At 71.9% G+C, this 17,486-nt stretch carries 18 protein-coding genes and 1 tRNA gene; 10 read left to right on the top strand and 9 right to left on the bottom strand.

Going from position 1 to position 17,486, the window contains the following annotated elements:
• Positions 1 to 242, top strand: a 242-nt coding sequence (locus AC1DP1_RS17220) for an IS30 family transposase (protein ID WP_477507862.1), incomplete at its 5' end; no start/stop codon positions are given.
• Between the two features lie 48 nt (positions 243 to 290).
• Here the strand turns inward: AC1DP1_RS17220 and AC1DP1_RS17215 are convergent.
• Positions 291 to 2,165: an acyl-CoA dehydrogenase gene (locus AC1DP1_RS17215; protein WP_457184546.1), complete on the bottom strand. Its 1,875-nt coding sequence runs from the start codon at positions 2,163 to 2,165 to the stop codon at positions 291 to 293.
• A gap of 290 nt (positions 2,166 to 2,455) precedes the next feature.
• On the opposite strand from AC1DP1_RS17215, the gene AC1DP1_RS17210 reads away from it, so the two are divergent.
• Entirely contained in the window at positions 2,456 to 3,361 is a 906-nt protein-coding gene (locus AC1DP1_RS17210; RefSeq protein ID WP_477507861.1) for a sulfite exporter TauE/SafE family protein, read from the top strand.
• A 122-nt stretch (positions 3,362 to 3,483) separates the two neighbouring features.
• Positions 3,484 to 3,942, top strand: coding sequence for an RrF2 family transcriptional regulator (locus AC1DP1_RS17205; protein WP_300047892.1), 459 nt, complete (start codon positions 3,484 to 3,486; stop codon positions 3,940 to 3,942).
• 9 nt (positions 3,943 to 3,951) lie between these two features.
• Here AC1DP1_RS17205 and AC1DP1_RS17200 read toward each other — a convergent pair whose 3' ends face one another.
• Positions 3,952 to 4,485 (bottom strand): hypothetical protein, encoded by a 534-nt coding sequence (locus AC1DP1_RS17200; RefSeq protein WP_477507860.1) that lies wholly within the window; start codon positions 4,483 to 4,485, stop codon positions 3,952 to 3,954.
• Between the two features lie 179 nt (positions 4,486 to 4,664).
• On the bottom strand, positions 4,665 to 5,285 hold the full coding sequence (locus AC1DP1_RS17195; RefSeq protein WP_477507859.1) for a winged helix-turn-helix domain-containing protein: 621 nt from the start codon (positions 5,283 to 5,285) through the stop codon (positions 4,665 to 4,667).
• A gap of 110 nt (positions 5,286 to 5,395) precedes the next feature.
• Between AC1DP1_RS17195 and AC1DP1_RS17190 the strand changes: the two genes are divergently transcribed.
• Entirely contained in the window at positions 5,396 to 6,757 is a 1,362-nt protein-coding gene (locus AC1DP1_RS17190) for an SLC13 family permease (RefSeq protein WP_477507858.1), read from the top strand.
• A gap of 6 nt (positions 6,758 to 6,763) precedes the next feature.
• On the opposite strand, the gene AC1DP1_RS17185 is transcribed toward AC1DP1_RS17190, so the two are convergent.
• The 6 genes from AC1DP1_RS17185 to AC1DP1_RS17160 form a co-directional block, all read right to left on the bottom strand.
• A complete protein-coding gene (locus AC1DP1_RS17185; protein WP_477507857.1) occupies positions 6,764 to 7,438 on the bottom strand; it encodes an HAD family hydrolase in 675 nt (224 codons plus the stop codon).
• 5 nt (positions 7,439 to 7,443) lie between these two features.
• Positions 7,444 to 8,076 carry a DUF2461 domain-containing protein gene (locus tag AC1DP1_RS17180; RefSeq protein ID WP_477507856.1) on the bottom strand — a complete coding sequence of 211 codons (633 nt, stop codon included), beginning with the start codon at positions 8,074 to 8,076 and terminating at the stop codon, positions 7,444 to 7,446.
• A gap of 1 nt (position 8,077) precedes the next feature.
• Positions 8,078 to 9,205, bottom strand: a complete 1,128-nt coding sequence (locus AC1DP1_RS17175) for a hypothetical protein (protein WP_477507855.1) — start codon at positions 9,203 to 9,205, stop codon at positions 8,078 to 8,080.
• Position 9,206: 1 nt separating this feature from the next.
• Positions 9,207 to 10,439, bottom strand: a complete 1,233-nt coding sequence (locus tag AC1DP1_RS17170) for a C39 family peptidase (protein ID WP_477507854.1) — start codon at positions 10,437 to 10,439, stop codon at positions 9,207 to 9,209.
• Positions 10,440 to 10,707: 268 nt separating this feature from the next.
• A tRNA-Gly gene (locus AC1DP1_RS17165) sits at positions 10,708 to 10,783 on the bottom strand.
• Between the two features lie 42 nt (positions 10,784 to 10,825).
• Positions 10,826 to 11,599 carry an SGNH/GDSL hydrolase family protein gene (locus AC1DP1_RS17160; RefSeq protein WP_457184539.1) on the bottom strand — a complete coding sequence of 258 codons (774 nt, stop codon included), beginning with the start codon at positions 11,597 to 11,599 and terminating at the stop codon, positions 10,826 to 10,828.
• Positions 11,600 to 11,655: 56 nt separating this feature from the next.
• Here AC1DP1_RS17160 and dcd point away from each other — a divergent pair, with 56 nt between their 5' ends.
• From dcd to AC1DP1_RS17130, 6 genes are all read left to right on the top strand, one after another.
• On the top strand, positions 11,656 to 12,231 hold the full coding sequence (gene dcd, locus AC1DP1_RS17155; protein ID WP_191193528.1) for a dCTP deaminase: 576 nt from the start codon (positions 11,656 to 11,658) through the stop codon (positions 12,229 to 12,231).
• 205 nt (positions 12,232 to 12,436) lie between these two features.
• The gene (locus tag AC1DP1_RS17150; protein ID WP_477507853.1) at positions 12,437 to 13,486 is read left to right on the top strand and encodes an iron-siderophore ABC transporter substrate-binding protein; all 1,050 of its coding nucleotides are present in this window, start codon (positions 12,437 to 12,439) and stop codon (positions 13,484 to 13,486) included.
• Positions 13,486 to 14,520: a FecCD family ABC transporter permease gene (locus AC1DP1_RS17145; protein ID WP_477507852.1), complete on the top strand. Its 1,035-nt coding sequence runs from the start codon at positions 13,486 to 13,488 to the stop codon at positions 14,518 to 14,520. The genes AC1DP1_RS17150 and AC1DP1_RS17145 overlap by 1 nt, the downstream gene beginning before the upstream one ends.
• Complete coding sequence (locus tag AC1DP1_RS17140; protein ID WP_477507851.1) at positions 14,517 to 15,602, top strand: FecCD family ABC transporter permease; 1,086 nt, start codon at positions 14,517 to 14,519, stop codon at positions 15,600 to 15,602. The genes AC1DP1_RS17145 and AC1DP1_RS17140 overlap by 4 nt, the downstream gene beginning before the upstream one ends.
• Positions 15,599 to 16,462: an ABC transporter ATP-binding protein gene (locus AC1DP1_RS17135; protein ID WP_477507850.1), complete on the top strand. Its 864-nt coding sequence runs from the start codon at positions 15,599 to 15,601 to the stop codon at positions 16,460 to 16,462. The genes AC1DP1_RS17140 and AC1DP1_RS17135 overlap by 4 nt, the downstream gene beginning before the upstream one ends.
• Positions 16,459 to 17,409 carry a siderophore-interacting protein gene (locus AC1DP1_RS17130; protein WP_477507849.1) on the top strand — a complete coding sequence of 317 codons (951 nt, stop codon included), beginning with the start codon at positions 16,459 to 16,461 and terminating at the stop codon, positions 17,407 to 17,409. The genes AC1DP1_RS17135 and AC1DP1_RS17130 overlap by 4 nt, the downstream gene beginning before the upstream one ends.
• Positions 17,410 to 17,486 lie beyond the last annotated feature (77 nt).

Genomic DNA, 17,486 nt, shown 5'->3' with positions numbered 1-17,486 from the left:
ACTTCTGCGACCCCCACTCGCCCTGGCAGCGCGGCAGCAACGAAAACACCAACGGCCTGCTGCGCCAGTACTTCCCCAAAAGCACCGACCTGTCGGTCTACCAGCTCGACTACCTCGACCACGTCGCCGCCAAGCTCAACCGCAGACCCCGCAAGACCCTCGGCTGGAAGACACCGGCACAGGCACTCGACGAACTACTGTCGAACCCACCAAAACCAACCGGTGTTGCATCCACCGCTTGAATCCGCCACCTGGGAATGTGGCTGAGCCACCGCTCGATGGGTCAGCTGTCAGAAGGACGCCTCGTCGAGGTCCATCAGGTCGAGGGTGGTGGCCTCGGCGATGGCGCGCTCGGCGCTGATCTTCGGCAGGTTGGTCTGGGCGAAGAACTGGGCGGCGAGGACCTTGCCCTCGTAGAACGCCTTGTCCTTGTCCGACACGTCGCCGGCCAGCTTCTCCAGTGCGACCTCGGCCTGGCGCAGGAGCAGCCAGGCGCACACGACGTCGCCGAGCACCATCAGCAGGCGGGACGTGTTGAGGCCCACCTTGTAGATGTTGCGCAGCTCCTCGGCCGACGACATGAGGTCGTTGATCATGTGGCCGACGACGGCGTTGGCGTCCTCGAGGGCGGTGGCGAGCAGCGCCCGCTCGTTCTTGAGGCGACCGTTGCCGGCCTCGGAGGCGATGAAGCCCTCGATCTCCTTGGCGAGGTGGCCGAGCGCGCGGCCCTGGTCCTTGACGATCTTGCGGAAGAAGAAGTCCTGGCCCTGGATCGCAGTGGTGCCCTCGTAGAGGGTGTCGATCTTGGCGTCGCGGACGTACTGCTCGATCGGGTACTCCTGCAGGAAGCCGGAGCCGCCGAAGGTCTGCAGCGACTCGGTGCCCAGCAGCACCCACGAGCGCTCGGACCCGTAGCCCTTGACGATCGGGAGCAGCAGGTCGTTGACCGCGGCGGCGAGGCGGGCCTCGTCGGAGTCGGTGGTGCCCTCGTGCTCGGCGATCATCACCTGGTCCTGCCACGTGGCCGTGTAGAGCACCAGCGCGCGCATCGCCTCGGCGAACGACTTCTGGGTCATCAGCGATCGGCGTACGTCGGGGTGGTGGGTGATCGTCACGCGGGGCGCGGTCTTGTCGGCGGCCTGGGTGAGGTCGGCGCCCTGGACCCGCTCCTTGGCGTAGTCGAGGGCGTTGAGGTAGCCGGCCGAGAGGGTGGCGATGGCCTTGGTGCCGACCATCATGCGGGCGTTCTCGATGACCTGGAACATCTGCGCGATGCCGTTGTGGACCTCGCCGAGCAGCCAGCCCTTGGCCGGCTCGCCGCCGCCGACCTGCGGGTCGCCGAAGGTGACCTCGCAGGTGTTGGAGACCTTGATGCCCATCTTGTGCTCGACGTTGGTGACGTAGACGCCGTTGCGCTCACCGGTCAGCTCGCCGGTCTCGGGGTCGAAGTGGTGCTCCGGCATCCAGAAGAGCGAGAGGCCCTTCGTGCCGGGGCCGCCGGCGCCCTCGACGCCCTCGGGGCGCGCGAGGACGAGGTGCATGATGTTCTCGCTCATGTCGTGGGTCGCGCTGGTGATGAAGCGCTTCACGCCCGTGATGTTCCACGAGCCGTCCTCGTTGGCGACGGCCTTCGCGCGACCGGCGCCGACGTCGGAGCCGGCGTCGGGCTCGGTGAGGACCATGGTGCAGCCCCACTGCCGGTCGACCATGTGCTGGGCGACGGCCTTGTCGCGCTCGTTGCCGTTGCGGTGGACGACGTTGGCGAAAGCCGGGCCGGCGGCGTACATCCACACGGGCGCGTTGGCGCCGAGCACCATCTCGCCGAGCGCCCAGATCAGGGACGAGGGGGCGGGGGTGCCGCCCATCTCCTCGAACACCTGGAGGCGCCAGAACTCGGAGTCCATCCACGCCTGGTAGCTCTTCTTGAACGACTCGGGCACCGGTGCGGTGTGGGTGGCCGGGTCGAAGACGGGCGGGTTGCGGTCGCTGTCCTCGTAGGAGGCGGCCAGGTCCTCGCGGGAGAGCCGCTCGACCTCGCGGAGGATCTCGCGCGCGCTCTCGCCGTCGACCTCGCCGAAGGGGCCGGTGCCGAGCACGGCGTCACGGCCGAGCACCTCGAAGAGGTTGAACTCGATGTCGCGGAGGTTGGTCTTGTAGTGGCTCACAGCTTCCACCTGTTCCGTGTGCGGTGCGGTCTCGGGGGCGAGCCCTACTGAGTAGTTCTACTCGCCAGTAACTAAAGGATGCCTCGCAACCGCGCTTCGCGCAACACGAACGCCGAAAACCGCGCTGGACAGGGGGATCGGCGTACGACATCGCTGACAGAGGGGGTGCAAGGACACGCCGCGGGCTAGATCGGTTTTGTCTATCACCCTAAGTATGTCTACTCTTTCACCTGACATACCCCAGTCGCACGACTACTGCTCCCTGCTCCGTCCCGGAAGGACCTCGCAACATGCGCAAGCTCATCGTTCTCGGTGTGGTGGGCCTCATCGCCCAGCTCATCGACGGCTCCCTGGGCATGGCCTACGGCGTGACCTCCTCGACGCTGCTGCTGGCAGCCGGGGTCGCTCCCGCCGCCGCCTCGGCCGCCGTCCACTTCTCCGAGATCGGCACCTCGCTGGTCTCCGGTGCGTCGCACCACAAGTTCGGCAACGTCGACTGGCGCACCGTCTCGATCCTCGCGCTGCCGGGGTTCGTCGGCGCCTTCGTCGGCGCGACCCTCCTGTCCAACATGGACGCCGCGGTCGCCAAGCCGGTCGTCGCCGTGATCCTGCTCAGCCTCGGCTTCTACGTCGTCTACCGCTTCCTCCGCCTCGGCGGCGAGCGCCCGACCTTCAAGGGCCACCCCTCCGCGATGTTCCTCGCCCCGATGGGCCTCGTCGCCGGCACGCTCGACGCCGTCGGTGGCGGAGGCTGGGGTCCGGTCGGCACCACGTCGCTGCTCTCCAGTGGTCGGCTCGAGCCGCGCAAGGTCGTCGGCTCGATCGACACCTCCGAGTTCGTCGTCGCCGTCGGCGCCTCGCTCGGCTTCCTCTTCGGACTCGGCTCCGCAGGGATCAACTGGGGCTACGCCGGCGCGCTGCTGGCCGGTGGCGTGATCGCCGCTCCGATCGCGGCCTGGCTCGTCAAGCACCTCGCTGCCCGCGTCCTCGGTGTGGCCGCCGGTGGCCTGATCATCCTCACCAACTCCAAGACGCTGCTCGAGGCCGTCGGCGTCCCGGGTGTCGGCGTTGCCGTCGCCGCCGCGCTGATCTTCGTGCTCTGGATCTCCGGCATCGTCTGGGCGGTCAAGCAGGAGCGCCTGTCCAAGGCGGCGGCCCGGGTCGACGAGGCGGAGCTCGAGACCGCCACCGCCTGACCCGCACGTCGTTCGACGTACGCCGTCTCCCGCGCCCGCGGGGGGCGGCGTACGCGCGTGCGTGCGGGCTCCGTGTCGACCAAGAGCACTGTCTATGCCGACATATCTGACAAACTAGGCATATGCGCGTCTCCGCCAAAGCCGACTATGCCCTTCGGGCCCTGATCGAGATCGCGGTGCGCACCGACGGGACCGCGGTCAGCGCCGAGCAGCTCGGCAAGGCGCAGGGCATCCCGCACGGCTTCCTCCAGGCGATCCTCGCCGACCTCCGACGCGCCGACATCGTGGTGTCGCAGCGCGGCCAGTCCGGCGGCTGGCGCTTCGCGCGCAAGCCGGAGTCGGTGACGGTCGCCGACGTGATCCGCGCGGTCGACGGGCCGCTCGTGTCGGTCTACGGCCTGCGCCCCGAGGCGGTCGAGTACGACGACAGCGCGCAGGTGCTGCAGCACGTGTGGATCGCTGCCCGGCACTCGCTCCGCATGGTCTTCGAGCAGGTCACCATCCAGCAGCTGGCCGACGGCACGCTGCCGCAGGCGGTCTCGGCCCTCACCGAGGACGACGACGCCTGGCAGCCGCACTGACCAGACGCGTCAGGCGGCCGGCCTCCGGTCGAGCATCCGGCGTCGCCGGGTCACCTTGGCGAGCCGGCGGTCGAGGCGCGCCTCCTCCTCCATCAGCGCGATCCGCGCCACCTGCGCGGCCAGCTGCTCGTCGCTGAGCCGGGCGGGCAGCACGTGCGAGCGCTCGTCCTTCACCAGCGACAGCCAGGCGCGCGGCGGGTCGGTGAACCCGCTCGTCGCCACGAGCACGACGCGGAAGTCCGCGAGGCCGTCCAGCGCCAGTGCCGCCTGCTCGGGCGTCGCCCCGAACCACTCCGGCATGCTCACGAAGCAGTCCGCGCCGCTCTTGCGGGCACGTCGGCACACCCGGGCCCAGGCTCCCTCAACGTCCTTGCGCCGGAGGCCGGCCGACCGGTGCGCGCGCAGGATCTCGACCTGGGCGTGGGCGAGGGCGTCGTCGCCCACGGCGGGGGTCCGGACGCCGCCGACCGCCAGCGCCCCGGCCATCGACGACACGTCCACCGCGTCGGGACCGAGGTGCAGGATGAACAGTCTCTTGGCCATGGCGCGAGCCTCGGCCACGCACTCGACCCGCGGGTGAACGCTGCGCCACGGGCGGTCGAACTCCGCCCGTCGGGGCGCACCACCCGGATGCCTCCGTCACGGGAGCGGCGGGCCGCGGGCCGGTGGTCAGGGACGTCCGAGTCTCGGTGGACTGGCCACTGGCGGGGCCACCCGGACCGTCAGTCGGAGAGCATCCCCAGGCAGGCCACGGCTGCGGCACTCGCATCGCCACGGATGATCGCGTCGGAGAGCACGTCGAGCGAGTGGCGGAGCGCGGGGGAGTCCGGCGGGGCGGGAGCCTTGTCGGCCAGGAGATCGTCGAGGTCGGCGAGCAGCGGCGAGTCAGCGAGGCGGCGTACGCATCGCCACGTGTGCTCGAACGTGCGCGGGCGGCCGTCGTCGGCGAGCATGGCGAGCCGGAGCGAGGCATTCGGGTGCACCGACGCGGCGCGCGCCAGACCGGCGAGCATGGACTCGCGGGCGCTGGCCACCTCGGCGGGCGGACGCGTCTCGACTCGCTCCTTCAGCCGCGAGTCGGCACCGTGGTCGACGTCGCGCACGAGAGCGCCGACGCCGTGGCGGACCTCGATGCGCCCCCGCGTCTCGAGCGAGGCGAGGGCCCGCGACAGGGTGGCTCGACTGACGCCGAGCTCGGCGGCCAGCTGACGCTCGGGCGGCAGTCGGTCGCCCCCCACCAGGCCCTGCGCCTCGATGAAGTCGGAGATGTGCGCCGCCAGGCTCTCGTAGAGCCGCTCGCGGCGCAGCGGCGGCAGGTTCCTGCGGGACGGCGAGTCGGCCATGGCGTCATCCTAGGGGCTGGTGGACTGGTTGTCAGGTGGCCTAGCCACTGGCATGATGCTCGTCACACCGGCCCCTCGGGCACCTCGTCGAACCCAGCAAGGTGGACCTCGTGTCACACGAACTGATCTCCTTGGCGGTCCTCGCGATCGTCTTCCTCGTCGCCACCGTGCGCGGTGTCAACATGGGCGCGCTCGCTCTGGTGGCGTCGTTCATCGTCGGCCTGGCGGTCTACGACGCCACGACCGACGACGTGCTCGCCGGCTTCCCGAGCGGGTTGTTCGTGATCCTCGTCGGGGTGACCTACCTGTTCGCCCTCGCCAAGAACAACGGCACCGTCGACTGGATCGTGCACGGCTCGGTGCGTGCGGTCGGCGGCCGGGTCGCCCTCGTGCCGTGGGCGATGTTCGTGGTCTGCGCGATCGTCACGGCGATCGGAGCCGTCAGCCCGGCGGCCGTCGCGATCGTCGCGCCGGTCGCGATGGGCTTCGCGGTCCGCTACCAGATCCACCCGGTGATGATGGGCATGATGGTCGTGCAGGGCGCGACCGCCGGCAGCTTCTCGCCGATCGGGATCTTCGGGTCGATCACCAACGGTGTGGTCGAGAGCAACGACCTGCCGGGGAGCCAGACGTTCCTGTTCTTCTCCACCTTCCTCGCCGCCACCGCGATCGCCGTCGTGACCTACCTGGCGTTCGGCGGCCGGGCGTTGATCGCCCGCGGCCGCGAGGACGTCTCCGTCGCCACCATGGGGGCGGAGGCCGAGCGCGTGTCCCACGCCGCGACGCGTGCCGGCGCCAGCACAGGCGCCCCCCACTCGGCGGTCGAGGCGAGGCGCTCCGTCCGCCCCGCCGGCGCCGCGGGCGACGACCCGAGCGTGCTCAACGTCCAGCGCGGCGTGACCCTCCTCGGCCTGGTCCTCCTGATGGTCGGGGCGCTCGGCTTCGACCTCGATGTCGGCTTCACCGCCCTGACCATCGCCGTCGCTCTCACCCTCGCGTTCCCGGCCTCCGCCAAGGGTGCGGTCGAGAAGATCAGCTGGGGCACCGTCCTGCTGATCGGCGGCATCGTCACCTACGTCACGCTGCTGCAGAACCAGGGCGTGGTCGACTGGCTGGGCGACGGGGTGGCCGACGTCGGCGCGCCGCTCGTCGCGGCCCTGCTGATCTGCCTGATCGGCGCCGTGGTGTCCGCCTTCGCCTCGACCACCGGGATCATCGGCGCCCTGATCCCGCTGGCCGTGCCGTTCCTGCTCACCGACCAGGTCAGTGCGGTGGGCCTCATCGCCGCCCTCGCCATCTCCAGCTCGGTCGTCGACTGCAGCCCGTTCTCCACCAACGGAGCGCTGGTCGTGGCCAACGCCGAGCCCGACCAGCGCGAGCTGGTCTTCAAGCGCCTGATGCAGTGGGGGATGTCGATCGTGGTCATCGCGCCGCTCGTGGCGTGGGCGGTCCTGGTCGTGCCGACCGTCTGATCGTCCTCAGAGTCCGTCGACGACGTCGGCCAGCTCCGCGGCGTCCCGCACCTCGTGCGGGGGCCGTGGGCCGGTGGGGTCCACGACGTGCCCCGGGCGCACCAGTCGTACGGCGGTGATGCCGGCCTCGAGCGCACCTCGTACGTCTCGTGCCGAGGCCGCGACGTGGACCAGGCGTTCGGGCGCCACGGCTGCGACGGCGCGCGTGTAGATCGCCGAGCTGGGCTTGAAGGCGCCGAGCCGCTGCGAGCTCAGCACCAGGTCCGGGTCGACCAGCGGGTGCGCGCGAGTCAGTCGGGCGAGGTCGTCGTCGACGTTGGAGAGGAGCGCGACCCCGGCGACCCGGTCGAGGCCGGCGACCGCGGCCACCCCTGCCGCGACGTCGGGCCACAAGGGCCAGTCGGGGATCGTCTCGTGCAACCGGGCGAGATCGGTCGGCGCGAGCGCGGCGTCGAGCCGCAGGTCGGCGTACGCCGCCACGAGGGCCGTCCGTGAGACGTCGCGAAAGCTGGTCGGCGGGAGAGCCTCCCGCTGGAGCGCCTTGTTGTGGCCGTCCCAGGTGTCGTAGAGCGTCTCGCCGGAGAGGTCCCAGCCTCGCTCGTCGGCGATCGCGGAGAAGGCTCGCGACGCCCCGGTGCGGGTGTCGAGCAGGGCGCTGAAGAGGTCGAAGGTGACGATCATGGGCGTCAGTCGACCGGGACCGCGCGCAGCCAGCTGACCAGCGGGCGCAGGGACTTCCAGTCGGCGCGCACCCGGTCGACGAGCCCGGCGTCGATCGCGTCGGCCTCGAAGCCGTAGGACCGGCCGACGAAGAGCTGCTTGCGGCGCAACAGGTGGATGCGTGGGTGGTCGGTGTCGTAGCCGCGCGGCGACGTCTTCAGCTGCTCGCCGCCGACGTCGAAGCCGTCCTTCTCGAGGCGCTTGAGGAGCCGGTCGAGGGCTGCGCCGGTCTTGTCGTCGGCCATCGCGTCGCGGATCGCGGCGAGGGTGGGCCCGTCGGCGTCGTAGAACCCGGCCCCGACCCGCGTGCCCCGCGGCGAGATCTCGAAGTACCAGCCCGTGCGGGGGCCGGCCGCGACGAACGCGCCCTGGTGGGTCTTGTAGGGCGTCTTGTCCTTCGCGAACCGGACGTCGCGGTAGGGGCGGAACACCTTGGCCGTCCCGAACTCGGGCTCGAGCGCGGCCATCAGCGCCTTCGTCGGCGCCTCGACCGATTCCTTCCAGACGTGCTTGTGGCTCTCCCAGAAGGACTTGGTGTTGTCCATCTCGAGGTCGTCGTAGAAGTCGAGCGCGGCGACGGGGAATCCGGTGAAGCTCACGTCAGGAGACCGTAGCCCAGACGTGCTGGTCGCCCTTCTCGCCGTACGACGCCAGCGTGAGCACGCCACCGCCGCAGGTCGGCTCGCCGAGGAACGCGTTGCCGGTCGAGGGGGACTCGTAGGCGACCTCGAGCGTGCGTTGCGGGGTCCAGCGCATCAGTCGCGCGGGCTCGTCGGGACCCTGCGGGTCGCGGACGAAGTAGACCGAGTCGCCGCAGGGGACGGCGGTGCCGGTCGTGCCCGGTCCGAGGTCGAAGTAGGTGCCGTCGGCGGAGGCGTGGAAACGGGCCTCCTCCTGTCGGCGCGGCTTGGGCACCTCGGACCACAGGGCGCCGTCGGCGGTGGCCGCGACGTCCCACGCCGTGCAGTCGTCCGGACCCTCGAGCGGTTGCGGCACGCCGCTGTCGTCGAGGAGGTTGGCCGTGCGGCAGGCCACGGGGCGGGCGTCGTCGAAGGTCATCATCCCGACCCCGTGCTCGCTCGCCGTCAGCCCGGAGAAGCCGCTGCGGTCGGGGGCGCACCAGCCGTCCTCGCCGTTGTCGTCGGCCAGGGCCGCGGTGGCCAGGCAGTAGGCACCGCCGTCGCCGTACGTCGGGAAGTAGAGGTCGCCGGCGGTGAGGGCCCACGCGCCGCCGCTCGCCGCCGGGGGAGTGGCGACCTCGCCGGTCTCGCCGGTGGTGAGGTCGACGACCGCCACCTCGCTGGGGTCGGTCTCGGCCTTGTCCTGCCGGACGACGACGGCCCAGTCCTCGCTCATCAGGACCTCGGAGATCGTGCGCCCGCGGCCGGCCGCGACGGTCACGGCCTTGCCGTCGCGCGCGAGCTCGACCGTGGTGTCACCCGCGTCGCCGAGTGCCTCCCACTCCGGACCCTTGACGTAACGGGTGCCGGCCTCGACGCCCGTGTCCTGCCAGTCCAGCGGCGCGGATGCGGGCTCGACCTCGACCGGGTCGTCGACCGGGCCGCCGCTCGGCAGGTCGGCGGGCTCGTCGGTCGAGCTGGGGGTCTCCGTGTGGCTGGGGTCGTGGCTCGCGTCGTGGCCCGGGTCGGGCCCGTCGGGCCCGTCGGTCCCGGCGCAGCCGGTCAGCGCGAGCAGCAGCGCCAGCGTGGCCGTCGTACGTCCGCGCACGTCAGACGCCGATGTTGTGCTGGAAGTGGGCGAGGTTGGCGCGGAACGAGCGGTAGGCGTTGCGCCACTGCACGCGGCCGATGGCCGGCTCGCTGGGGTCGAACTTCGACTGGTCCCACGGCTCGAAGTAGCCGAGCTGCGGGTTCCCTCCCGGGTTCTGGTCGAAGCCGCGGCCGACCTGGAAGTGGCCGCTCGCGTCGTCGTCGAGGTAGGGGTAGTACTGCGTGAGCAGCGACGGGTGGAGGACGACGGGCGCCTTGTAGTCGTGGATGTGGCGCATCATCAGCCGGTACCACTGCTTGAAGCTGAAGTCGCTGATGTCGAGCACGACGTAGGGACCGGCGTGGGTGTCCTCGTCGTAGTCGGTCTTGTTGTTGACCACGCGCACCATGTCGGTGATCGCGGTGCCGGCCGTGGTGGTGCCGAGGCGCCGGGCCCAGTAGGACTGGTTCTTCCGCTTCTCCTGCGAGCCCCAGCCGATGGCCTGCATCGTCGCCGGGCCGCACCAGTAGGTGGTGTTCTGGGCCTGGGCCACCTTGCTGCTGAGGATCTTCGATCGCTTCGGGTAGGACTCCCCGAAGCCACCGCGGGCCTCGATCCCCGCCGTGACCTCGGGGTGGCGCGCGGCGAAGCCCTCGGGCAGCGGCACGCCCTGGATCTCGTGGCGCAGCATCCAGACCTTGCCGACCGAGCGGGCTGCCATCGTCAGCTCGGCGCGCTCCGCCTCCGTGCGTGCGGTCGACGTACGCGACTGGGCGCGGGCCAGCAGCCCGTCGGCGTCCAGGTCCCCGGTGCGCTCGGCGGCGCGAGTCGTCGGGCGGGTCTCCAGCCGTGCCGCGAGGGCCTCCTCCGACTGGTTGGTCCAGCCGAAGCCGAGGCAGTAGCGCTGGCCCTCGAAGGTCGCGCACCGCACCGACGCCTGCGCGAGCGCCGTACGCCCCTCCGCGCGGTCGAGGGCCGCACCCTCGCCGAGCACGCGGTCGATCTCCGTCCGCATCGCGGGCGTGACCCCGCCGCGGCCGACGGCGCCGGGAGCACGGGTCGTCTCGGCGGTCGGGGCGATCTCGCCCCGGTCGTCCTGCCCGCCGTCGGGGAGGAGCGGGACGGCGCCGAGGGTGAGCGCAAGCGCCGCGGCGGCGATGGTCACGGGGTGGCGCCAGAGCGGGCGCGAGGTGTCCTCGTCGGCGATGCGGTGGGCGACCTTGCGGAGGGTCGGGCGGGGAAGAGCAGGCATGGGGGAAGACCTTCGATCCGAGACAGACGGACGCCTCACTGTCCTCTCTGGCCCCAGAAGTCGCAAGTCTCACTCCTGCCCCATCCGGGGGATGTGAGCGGCGCGCTCCGGTCGCTCGAGCGGTGCGTGAGCGACATTCCGCAGGCCGGGAATGTGGGTGGGCCACCGCTCGTACGGCGACACCGGGGTGCGCCGGCGGGCGGTGCGTGAGCGACATTCCGCGGGCCGGGAATGTGGGTGGGCCACCGCTGGGGGCGGGAGACCAACGTGGAGCGGATGACGAGACTCGAACTCGCGACATCGACCTTGGGAAGGTCGCGCTCTACCAACTGAGCTACATCCGCAGTGCCGTCCGGGGACGGCGGGCCAGATGCTACTAGACGGGGCTACCGGACCGGCGGGCGCACGCTGGAAAGGGCGGGATGCTTCGGCGCGACGGTGTCGCCGGACGAGCGCCCGGTGAGCCGGCGGTGCACCCAGGGCACGAGGAACTCGCGGGTCCACTGCGCGTTGGCGGCCCAGGTCTCGCGGCGCCCGAGGACGGGGAGCGGACCGACGGTCACGGGGTCGAGGCCGTGCTCGACGCCGATGGCTTCGAGGACGGCGTGGGCCAGGTGGGTGTGGCCGGAGCTGTTGAGGTGCATCCGGTCGGTGTCCATCACGCCGGCGATCTCGATGTCGCGCATCCGCCACATGTCGACGACGCTCGCGCCGTGGCGGTCGGCGATCTCGCGGACCCACTCGTTGAAGATCGCCATCCGGCCGCGCATCGGGCCGTAGATCCCCCCGGCACCGGGGTCGAAGATGGTGAACATGACGACGTGCGCGCCGGTCGCGGTGAGCCGCGCGATCGCGTCGTCGTACGTCCGGGCGAGGGCGTCGATGTCGACGCGCGGGCGGAGCACGTCGTTGCCACCGCCGTGGATGGTGACCAGGTCGGGCTGGAGGGCGAGGGCCGCGTCGACCTGCTCGGTGACGATGGCGCCGAGCTTGCGACCGCGGATGGCGAGGTTGGCGTAGCCGAAGTCGTCGGTCTGCTGCGCGAGCACCTCGGCGACGCGGTCGGCCCAGCCGCGCAGGCCGTTGGGTCGAGCGGGGTCGGGGTCGCCGACGCCCTCGGTGAAGGAGTCGCCCAGTGCGACGTAGCGGTGGAAGGTCACCGATCCATTGTGGCCACGAGGGCCGCCGTCTCGAAACTGAGGCTAGGGTCGGCCGCGTGCTGCTCTCTGATCGCGACATCGCCGCCGAGATCGACGCCGGCCGGATCGCCCTCGAGCCCTGGGACCCGCAGATGATGCAGCCCTCGAGCATCGACGTCCGGCTCGACCGCTACTTCCGCGTCTTCGAGAACCACCGCTACCCCCACATCGACCCGGCGGCCGACCAGTCCGAGCTGACCCGTGAGGTCGAGCCGGAGGGCGACGAGCCGTTCATCCTGCACCCGGGCGAGTTCGTGCTCGGGTCGACGTACGAGGTCGTCTCGCTGCCCGACGACGTCGCCGCGCGGGTGGAGGGGAAGTCGTCGCTGGGACGGCTCGGCCTGCTCACCCACGCGACCGCAGGGTTCGTGGACCCGGGGTTCTCGGGCCACGTCACGCTCGAGCTGGCCAACGTCGCGACGCTGCCGATCAAGCTCTACCCCGGCATGAAGATCGGGCAGTTCTGCTTCTTCCGGCTCTCCTCGCCGAGCGAGCACCCCTACGGCTCCGAGAAGTACGGCTCGCGCTACCAGGGCCAGCGCGGCCCGACCCCGAGCCGGTCGTTCCAGGGGTTCCACCGCACGTCCATCTGAGCGGCGTACGCCGTCACCGTCCCGCCTCCTGCCGGGGTAGTCCATCGGGGGACGGTCGTCCTCGCGCGCCCCGGGCAACCGGAACCCGGTGGACCACCGCGTGGTCCACATCGCGGATTACGGCACACCCCTGTTGTCTTAATCGAGCGGTGTGTGGTTAGGCTTTCCTAAGTTAGCCTTGCCTTACCGAGCACACGGAGTCCTGATGAAGCGAAGCCTCGCCGCGCCCACCCTGATCAAGATGGCCGCGGTCACCGTCCTGGCCGCAGCCCTCGCCGGCTGCAGCACCGGGTCCACCAGCGGCGGCACGGAGGCCGCGGCGGAGCCGACGTCGACCACGTCCGTCGACCCCGACGCCTTCCCCGTCACGATCGAGCACGCGCTCGGCGAGACCACCATCGAGTCCGAGCCGACCCGGGTCGCCACCCTCGGCTGGACCGACCACGACCACGCCCTCGCGCTGGGCGTCGTCCCCGTCGGCGCCACCAAGATCACCTGGGGCGGCAACGACGGCGGCTCGACGGACTGGTTCGACGCGGCCGTCGAGGAGGCCGGCGCCGAGGCGCCCGTGCGCTACGACGACGCCGACGGCGCGCCGATCGACGAGGTCGCCGAGCTCGCACCGGACCTGATCCTGGCGACGAACTCCGGCATCACCGAGGCGGAGTACGCCAAGCTCTCCAAGATCGCGCCGGTCGTCGCCTACCCCGAGGCGCCCTGGACCACTCCCTGGCAGACCTCGCTCGAGATGGTCGGCGAGGCGCTCGGTCGTACGGCCCTCGCCGAGGACGTCGCGGCCGACACCCAGACCACGATCGACGAGGCCGCCGCGGCCAACCCCGAGCTCGAGGGCGCGGAGCTGATCTACGGCTACCTCGCCGCCACCGACCTCTCCACCGTCGGCATGTACGCCCCCGAGGACCCGCGCGTGTCGATCCTGCGCGACTTCGGCATGGTCGACGCGCCGGCGGTCGCCGACGCCATCAAGCCGGGTGAGTTCTACGGCACGGTCTCCGCCGAGCAGGCGGCCGACCTCGACTCCGACGTGTTCCTCACCTGGGTCGACTCGCCCGACAACGTCGAGACGATCGAGAACGACAAGCTCCTCGGCCAGATCCCCGCGATCGCCGAAGGCCACTGGTACGCCGAGACCGACAAGCAGAACGCGATGGCGTCCACCAACCCCACGCCTCTCTCCATCCCGGTCATCGTGAGCGACTTCCTGCCTCACGTGGTCGAGGCCATCGAGGGCTGATGGCCGCCCTCGTCCCGACGCGGGACGACGTCTCGAGGGCTCCGGGGGGAGGCCAGAGGCGTCGTCCCGCCCTGCCGGCCAGCGTCGCGATCTCGATCGTGGCGCTGGCCGGTGCCGGCGCCCTGTCGCTGCTGGTGGGGGCGCGAGCGGTGCCGCTCGCCGCCGTCTGGGACGCCGCACATCCCATGCACGCGGTGGTCGAGGCCCGCCTGGACCGCACGCTCCTCGGCCTCGCCGTCGGCGCCGCCCTCGGGCTGGCGGGGGCGGTCATGCAGGGCCTGACCCGCAACCCGCTCGCCGACCCCGGCATCCTCGGCGTCAACGCCGGAGCCACCTTCGCGATGGTCGTCGGGATGACGGCCTTCGGGTTCTCCGGGATGGGCCAGTTCCTCCCGCTCGCCTTCGTCGGCGCCGCCGTCGCCGCGGCGGCGGTCCACGGCATCGCGTCCCTGGGCCGTGACGGCGCGACGCCGATGAAGCTCGCGATCACCGGCGCGGCCCTCAGTGCCGGCCTCGCCAGCTGGACCACCGGCCTGCTCCTGGCCGACCGCAAGACGATGGAGAGCTTCCGCTTCTGGCAGGTCGGCACCGTTGCCGGGCGGGGCACCGACGTGCTCCTCGCCGGGCTCCCGTTCCTGCTCCTCGGCGCAGCGCTGGCGCTCGCCGGCGCGCGCCTGCTCAACACCCTCGCGCTCGGCGACGACCTGGCCCGCGGCCTGGGCCGCCGAACCACCCGCGACCGCCTCGTGATCGCGCTCGCGATCGTCCTGCTCGCCGGCACGGCGACCGCGCTGGCCGGGCCGATCGCCTTCGTCGGCCTCGTCGTGCCCCACGTCGTACGCGCCCTCGTCGGCCCCGACCACCGCCGGCTGCTCCCGTTCTCCATGCTCGGCGGCGCCGTCCTCGTCGTCGTCGCCGACACGGTGGGCCGCGTCGTGCTGCCGCCGTCGGAGGTGCAGGTCGGCATCATGGCCGCCGTCGTCGGCGTCCCCGTCTTCCTCGCCCTGATCCGCCGCACCGGGAGGGCGTTGTGACCGTGACCCTCGGCCGCCCCCTCGCCACCGAGCCGCCCACGCCGTCCAGCCCGGACGCCCTGGACGTCGTACGCCGTGCGCGCCGCGCGCCGGTGCGCCACCACCGCCGCCTCCTCGCAGGCCTCCTCGTCGCGCTGGTCGGCGCCTTCGCCGCGCGCGTCCTGCTGGGCGACTACACCGTCACGGTCCCCGACTTCGTCCGCATCCTCGGCGGGGAGCAGCTCCCCGGCGCCACCTACATCGTGATGGAGTCCAAGCTCCCGCGGGCCGTGCTGGCCGTGCTGGTCGGTGTGGCCTTCGGCGTGGGCGGTGCCATCTTCCAGACCACGCTGCGCAACCCGCTCGCGAGCCCCGACATCGTCGGCGTGAGCCTCGGTGCGAGCGCCGCCGCCATCACGGTGATCGCCCTGGCCGGCTGGACCGGCTGGCCGGTCTCCGCCGCCGCCATCGTCGGTGCCCTCGCCGTCGCGCTCGCTGTGCGCGCCGTCGCCGGTGACCACGGCGGCTTCCGGCTCGTCCTGGCCGGCATCGGCCTCGCCGCCGCCATGCAGTCGGTCATCCAGTACGTCTTCACCCGCGTCGACGAGTACGACGTCCAGCTGGTGCTGCGCTGGCTGACTGGCAGCGTCAACGGCGTCGCGTGGCAGGCGATCGGGCTGCTGTCGCTCGCCCTGGCCGTCCTGCTGCCTGCCACTGCGTGGGTCGCCCGCTCGCTGCGCGCGACCGAGCTCGGCGACGACACCGCCGCCGGCCTAGGCGTCGGGCGCGGCCGTACCGACCTGCTCATGCTCCTGGGCGTGCTGCTCGTCGCAGTCGCGGTCGCCGCGGCGGGCCCCGTCGCGTTCGTCGCCTTCCTGTCCGGGCCGATCGCCCGCGCCCTCAACCACGGACGTACGACGCTCCCGGCGGCCGCTCTCGTCGGGGCGGTGATCGTGCTGGCGGGCGACTACGCCGGCGCCTACGCCTTCGCCGACCTCAACCTGCCCGTGGGCGTCGTCACCGGCGCCTTCGGTGCCCCGTTCCTCCTCTGGCTGCTCGCCCGCGGCCCTCTCAGAGGACACCGTGGAAGGAGGGCGGCATGACCACCGCCACACCCACCCAACCCGCCCGGCTGGAGGCCAGCAGCCTCACGCTCGGCTACACCGACACCGCCGTCGTGCGCGACCTGGACCTGCAGGTCCCGCACGGCCGCATCACCGTCATCGTCGGTGCGAACGCGTGCGGCAAGTCCACGCTGCTGCGCGGGCTCGCCCGCCTGCTCCGGCCGCGATCGGGCTCGGTCCTGCTCGACGGCGAGGCGATCCACCGGCTGCCGACCAAGCAGGTCGCCCGCACGCTGGGGCTGCTGCCGCAGAACCCCGTCGCGCCCGAGGGCGTGACCGTCGCCGACCTCGTGGGCCGCGGCCGGCACCCGCACCACGGACCGTTCGGCCGCTGGACCAGCGCCGACGACGAGGCGGTCGCCGAGGCCCTCGCCCTCACCGACACCCTCGGGCTCGCCGACCGCGTCGTCGACGAGCTCTCCGGCGGCCAGCGCCAGCGGGTGTGGATCGCGATGGCGCTCGCCCAGGGCACCGACCTGCTGCTGCTCGACGAGCCGACGACCTACCTCGACGTCGCGCACCAGGTCGAGATGCTCGACCTGCTCGCCGAGCTCAACGCCCGGCGCGGCACCACGATCGTCATGGTGCTCCACGACCTCAACCTCTCCGCCCGCTACGCCGACCACCTCGTCGCCCTGCACACGGGGCAGATCGTCGCCGAGGGCAGTCCGCGCGAGGTCGTCACCGAGGAGGTCGTGCGGACCGTGTTCGGCCTCGACAACCGAGTGATCGACGACCCGGTCTCGCACACGCCCCTCGTCGTGCCCGTCGGCCGCCACCAGCCGCGACGCCCCAGCCCGTCCACCCCTGCCCGCCACGCCAGCCAGGAGATCCGATGACCGTGACCGCCAGCTCGAACCAGGCCGCCCTGCCCATGCTCTTCACCGAGGTCGAGGTGGTCGCGGTCGAGCGGCTCTCGCCGACCTTCGTCCGCGTCGAGCTCGGCAGCCCCGACCTCGCCGAGTTCGGGGTCGACGGTCCGCGCTGGGACCAGCGCATCAAGCTCATCCTCCCGGACCCCGAGACGGGCGGCATCACCTCCACCGAGGGTGCCGACGCGACCTGGTTCTCGACCTGGCTCGAGCGTCCGGCGGCCGAGCGCGGTCACATGCGCACCTACACGATCCGCGACGTCCTCGGCTCCGGGGCAGCGACGACCTTCGTCGTCGACATGGTGCTCCACCTCGACGGCGACATGGTCGGCCCCGGCTCGCTCTGGGCCTCGCGCGCCACGGTCGGTGACCGGATCGCGCTGCTCGCGCCGCGGCGGGGCTACCCCTACGGCGGCATCGAGTTCACGCCCGGCCCCGGCGCCGACCTCCTCCTCGTGGGCGACGAGACCGCCGTGCCCGCCGTCTGCACCGTGCTCGAGCAGCTGCCCGACGACGCCCGGGGGACGGCGTTCCTCGAGGTGCCTCTGGCTGCCGACGTCCAGGACGTACGCGGTCCGGCGGGCGTCGAGGTCGTGTGGCTGGCCCGCGAGGGCGACGAGCTCGGCCTCGGCCTGCACGACGCCGTGGTCGCCCACCTGGGGATCCCGGGCGCCCACGTCGACGTCGCTCCCGACGAGGTCGACCCCGACCTGTGGGAGACGCCGTTCTACTCCTCCTCCGGCGAGGACGTCCCGGGCGACGTGACGGGCGTGGGCGGCACCTACGCGTGGATCGCGGGCGAGTCCACGGTCGTCACGGGCCTGCGCCGCCACCTGGTCAAGGAGCTCGGCTTCGACCGCAGCCAGGTCGCCTTCATGGGCTACTGGCGTCGCGGTGTCGCGATGAAGTCCTGAGCGGCCGGCTCCACGACCGGGCGGGGAGCTCGCAACTTCCCGGCCCGTGCGCACGTCTCCATGCGGACAGCACCGAC

This window comes from Nocardioides sp. P4_G10 (assembly GCF_056401175.1).
The sequence above is the reverse complement of the archived record's forward strand: the minus strand, read 5'-3'. Positions and strand labels throughout refer to the sequence as shown.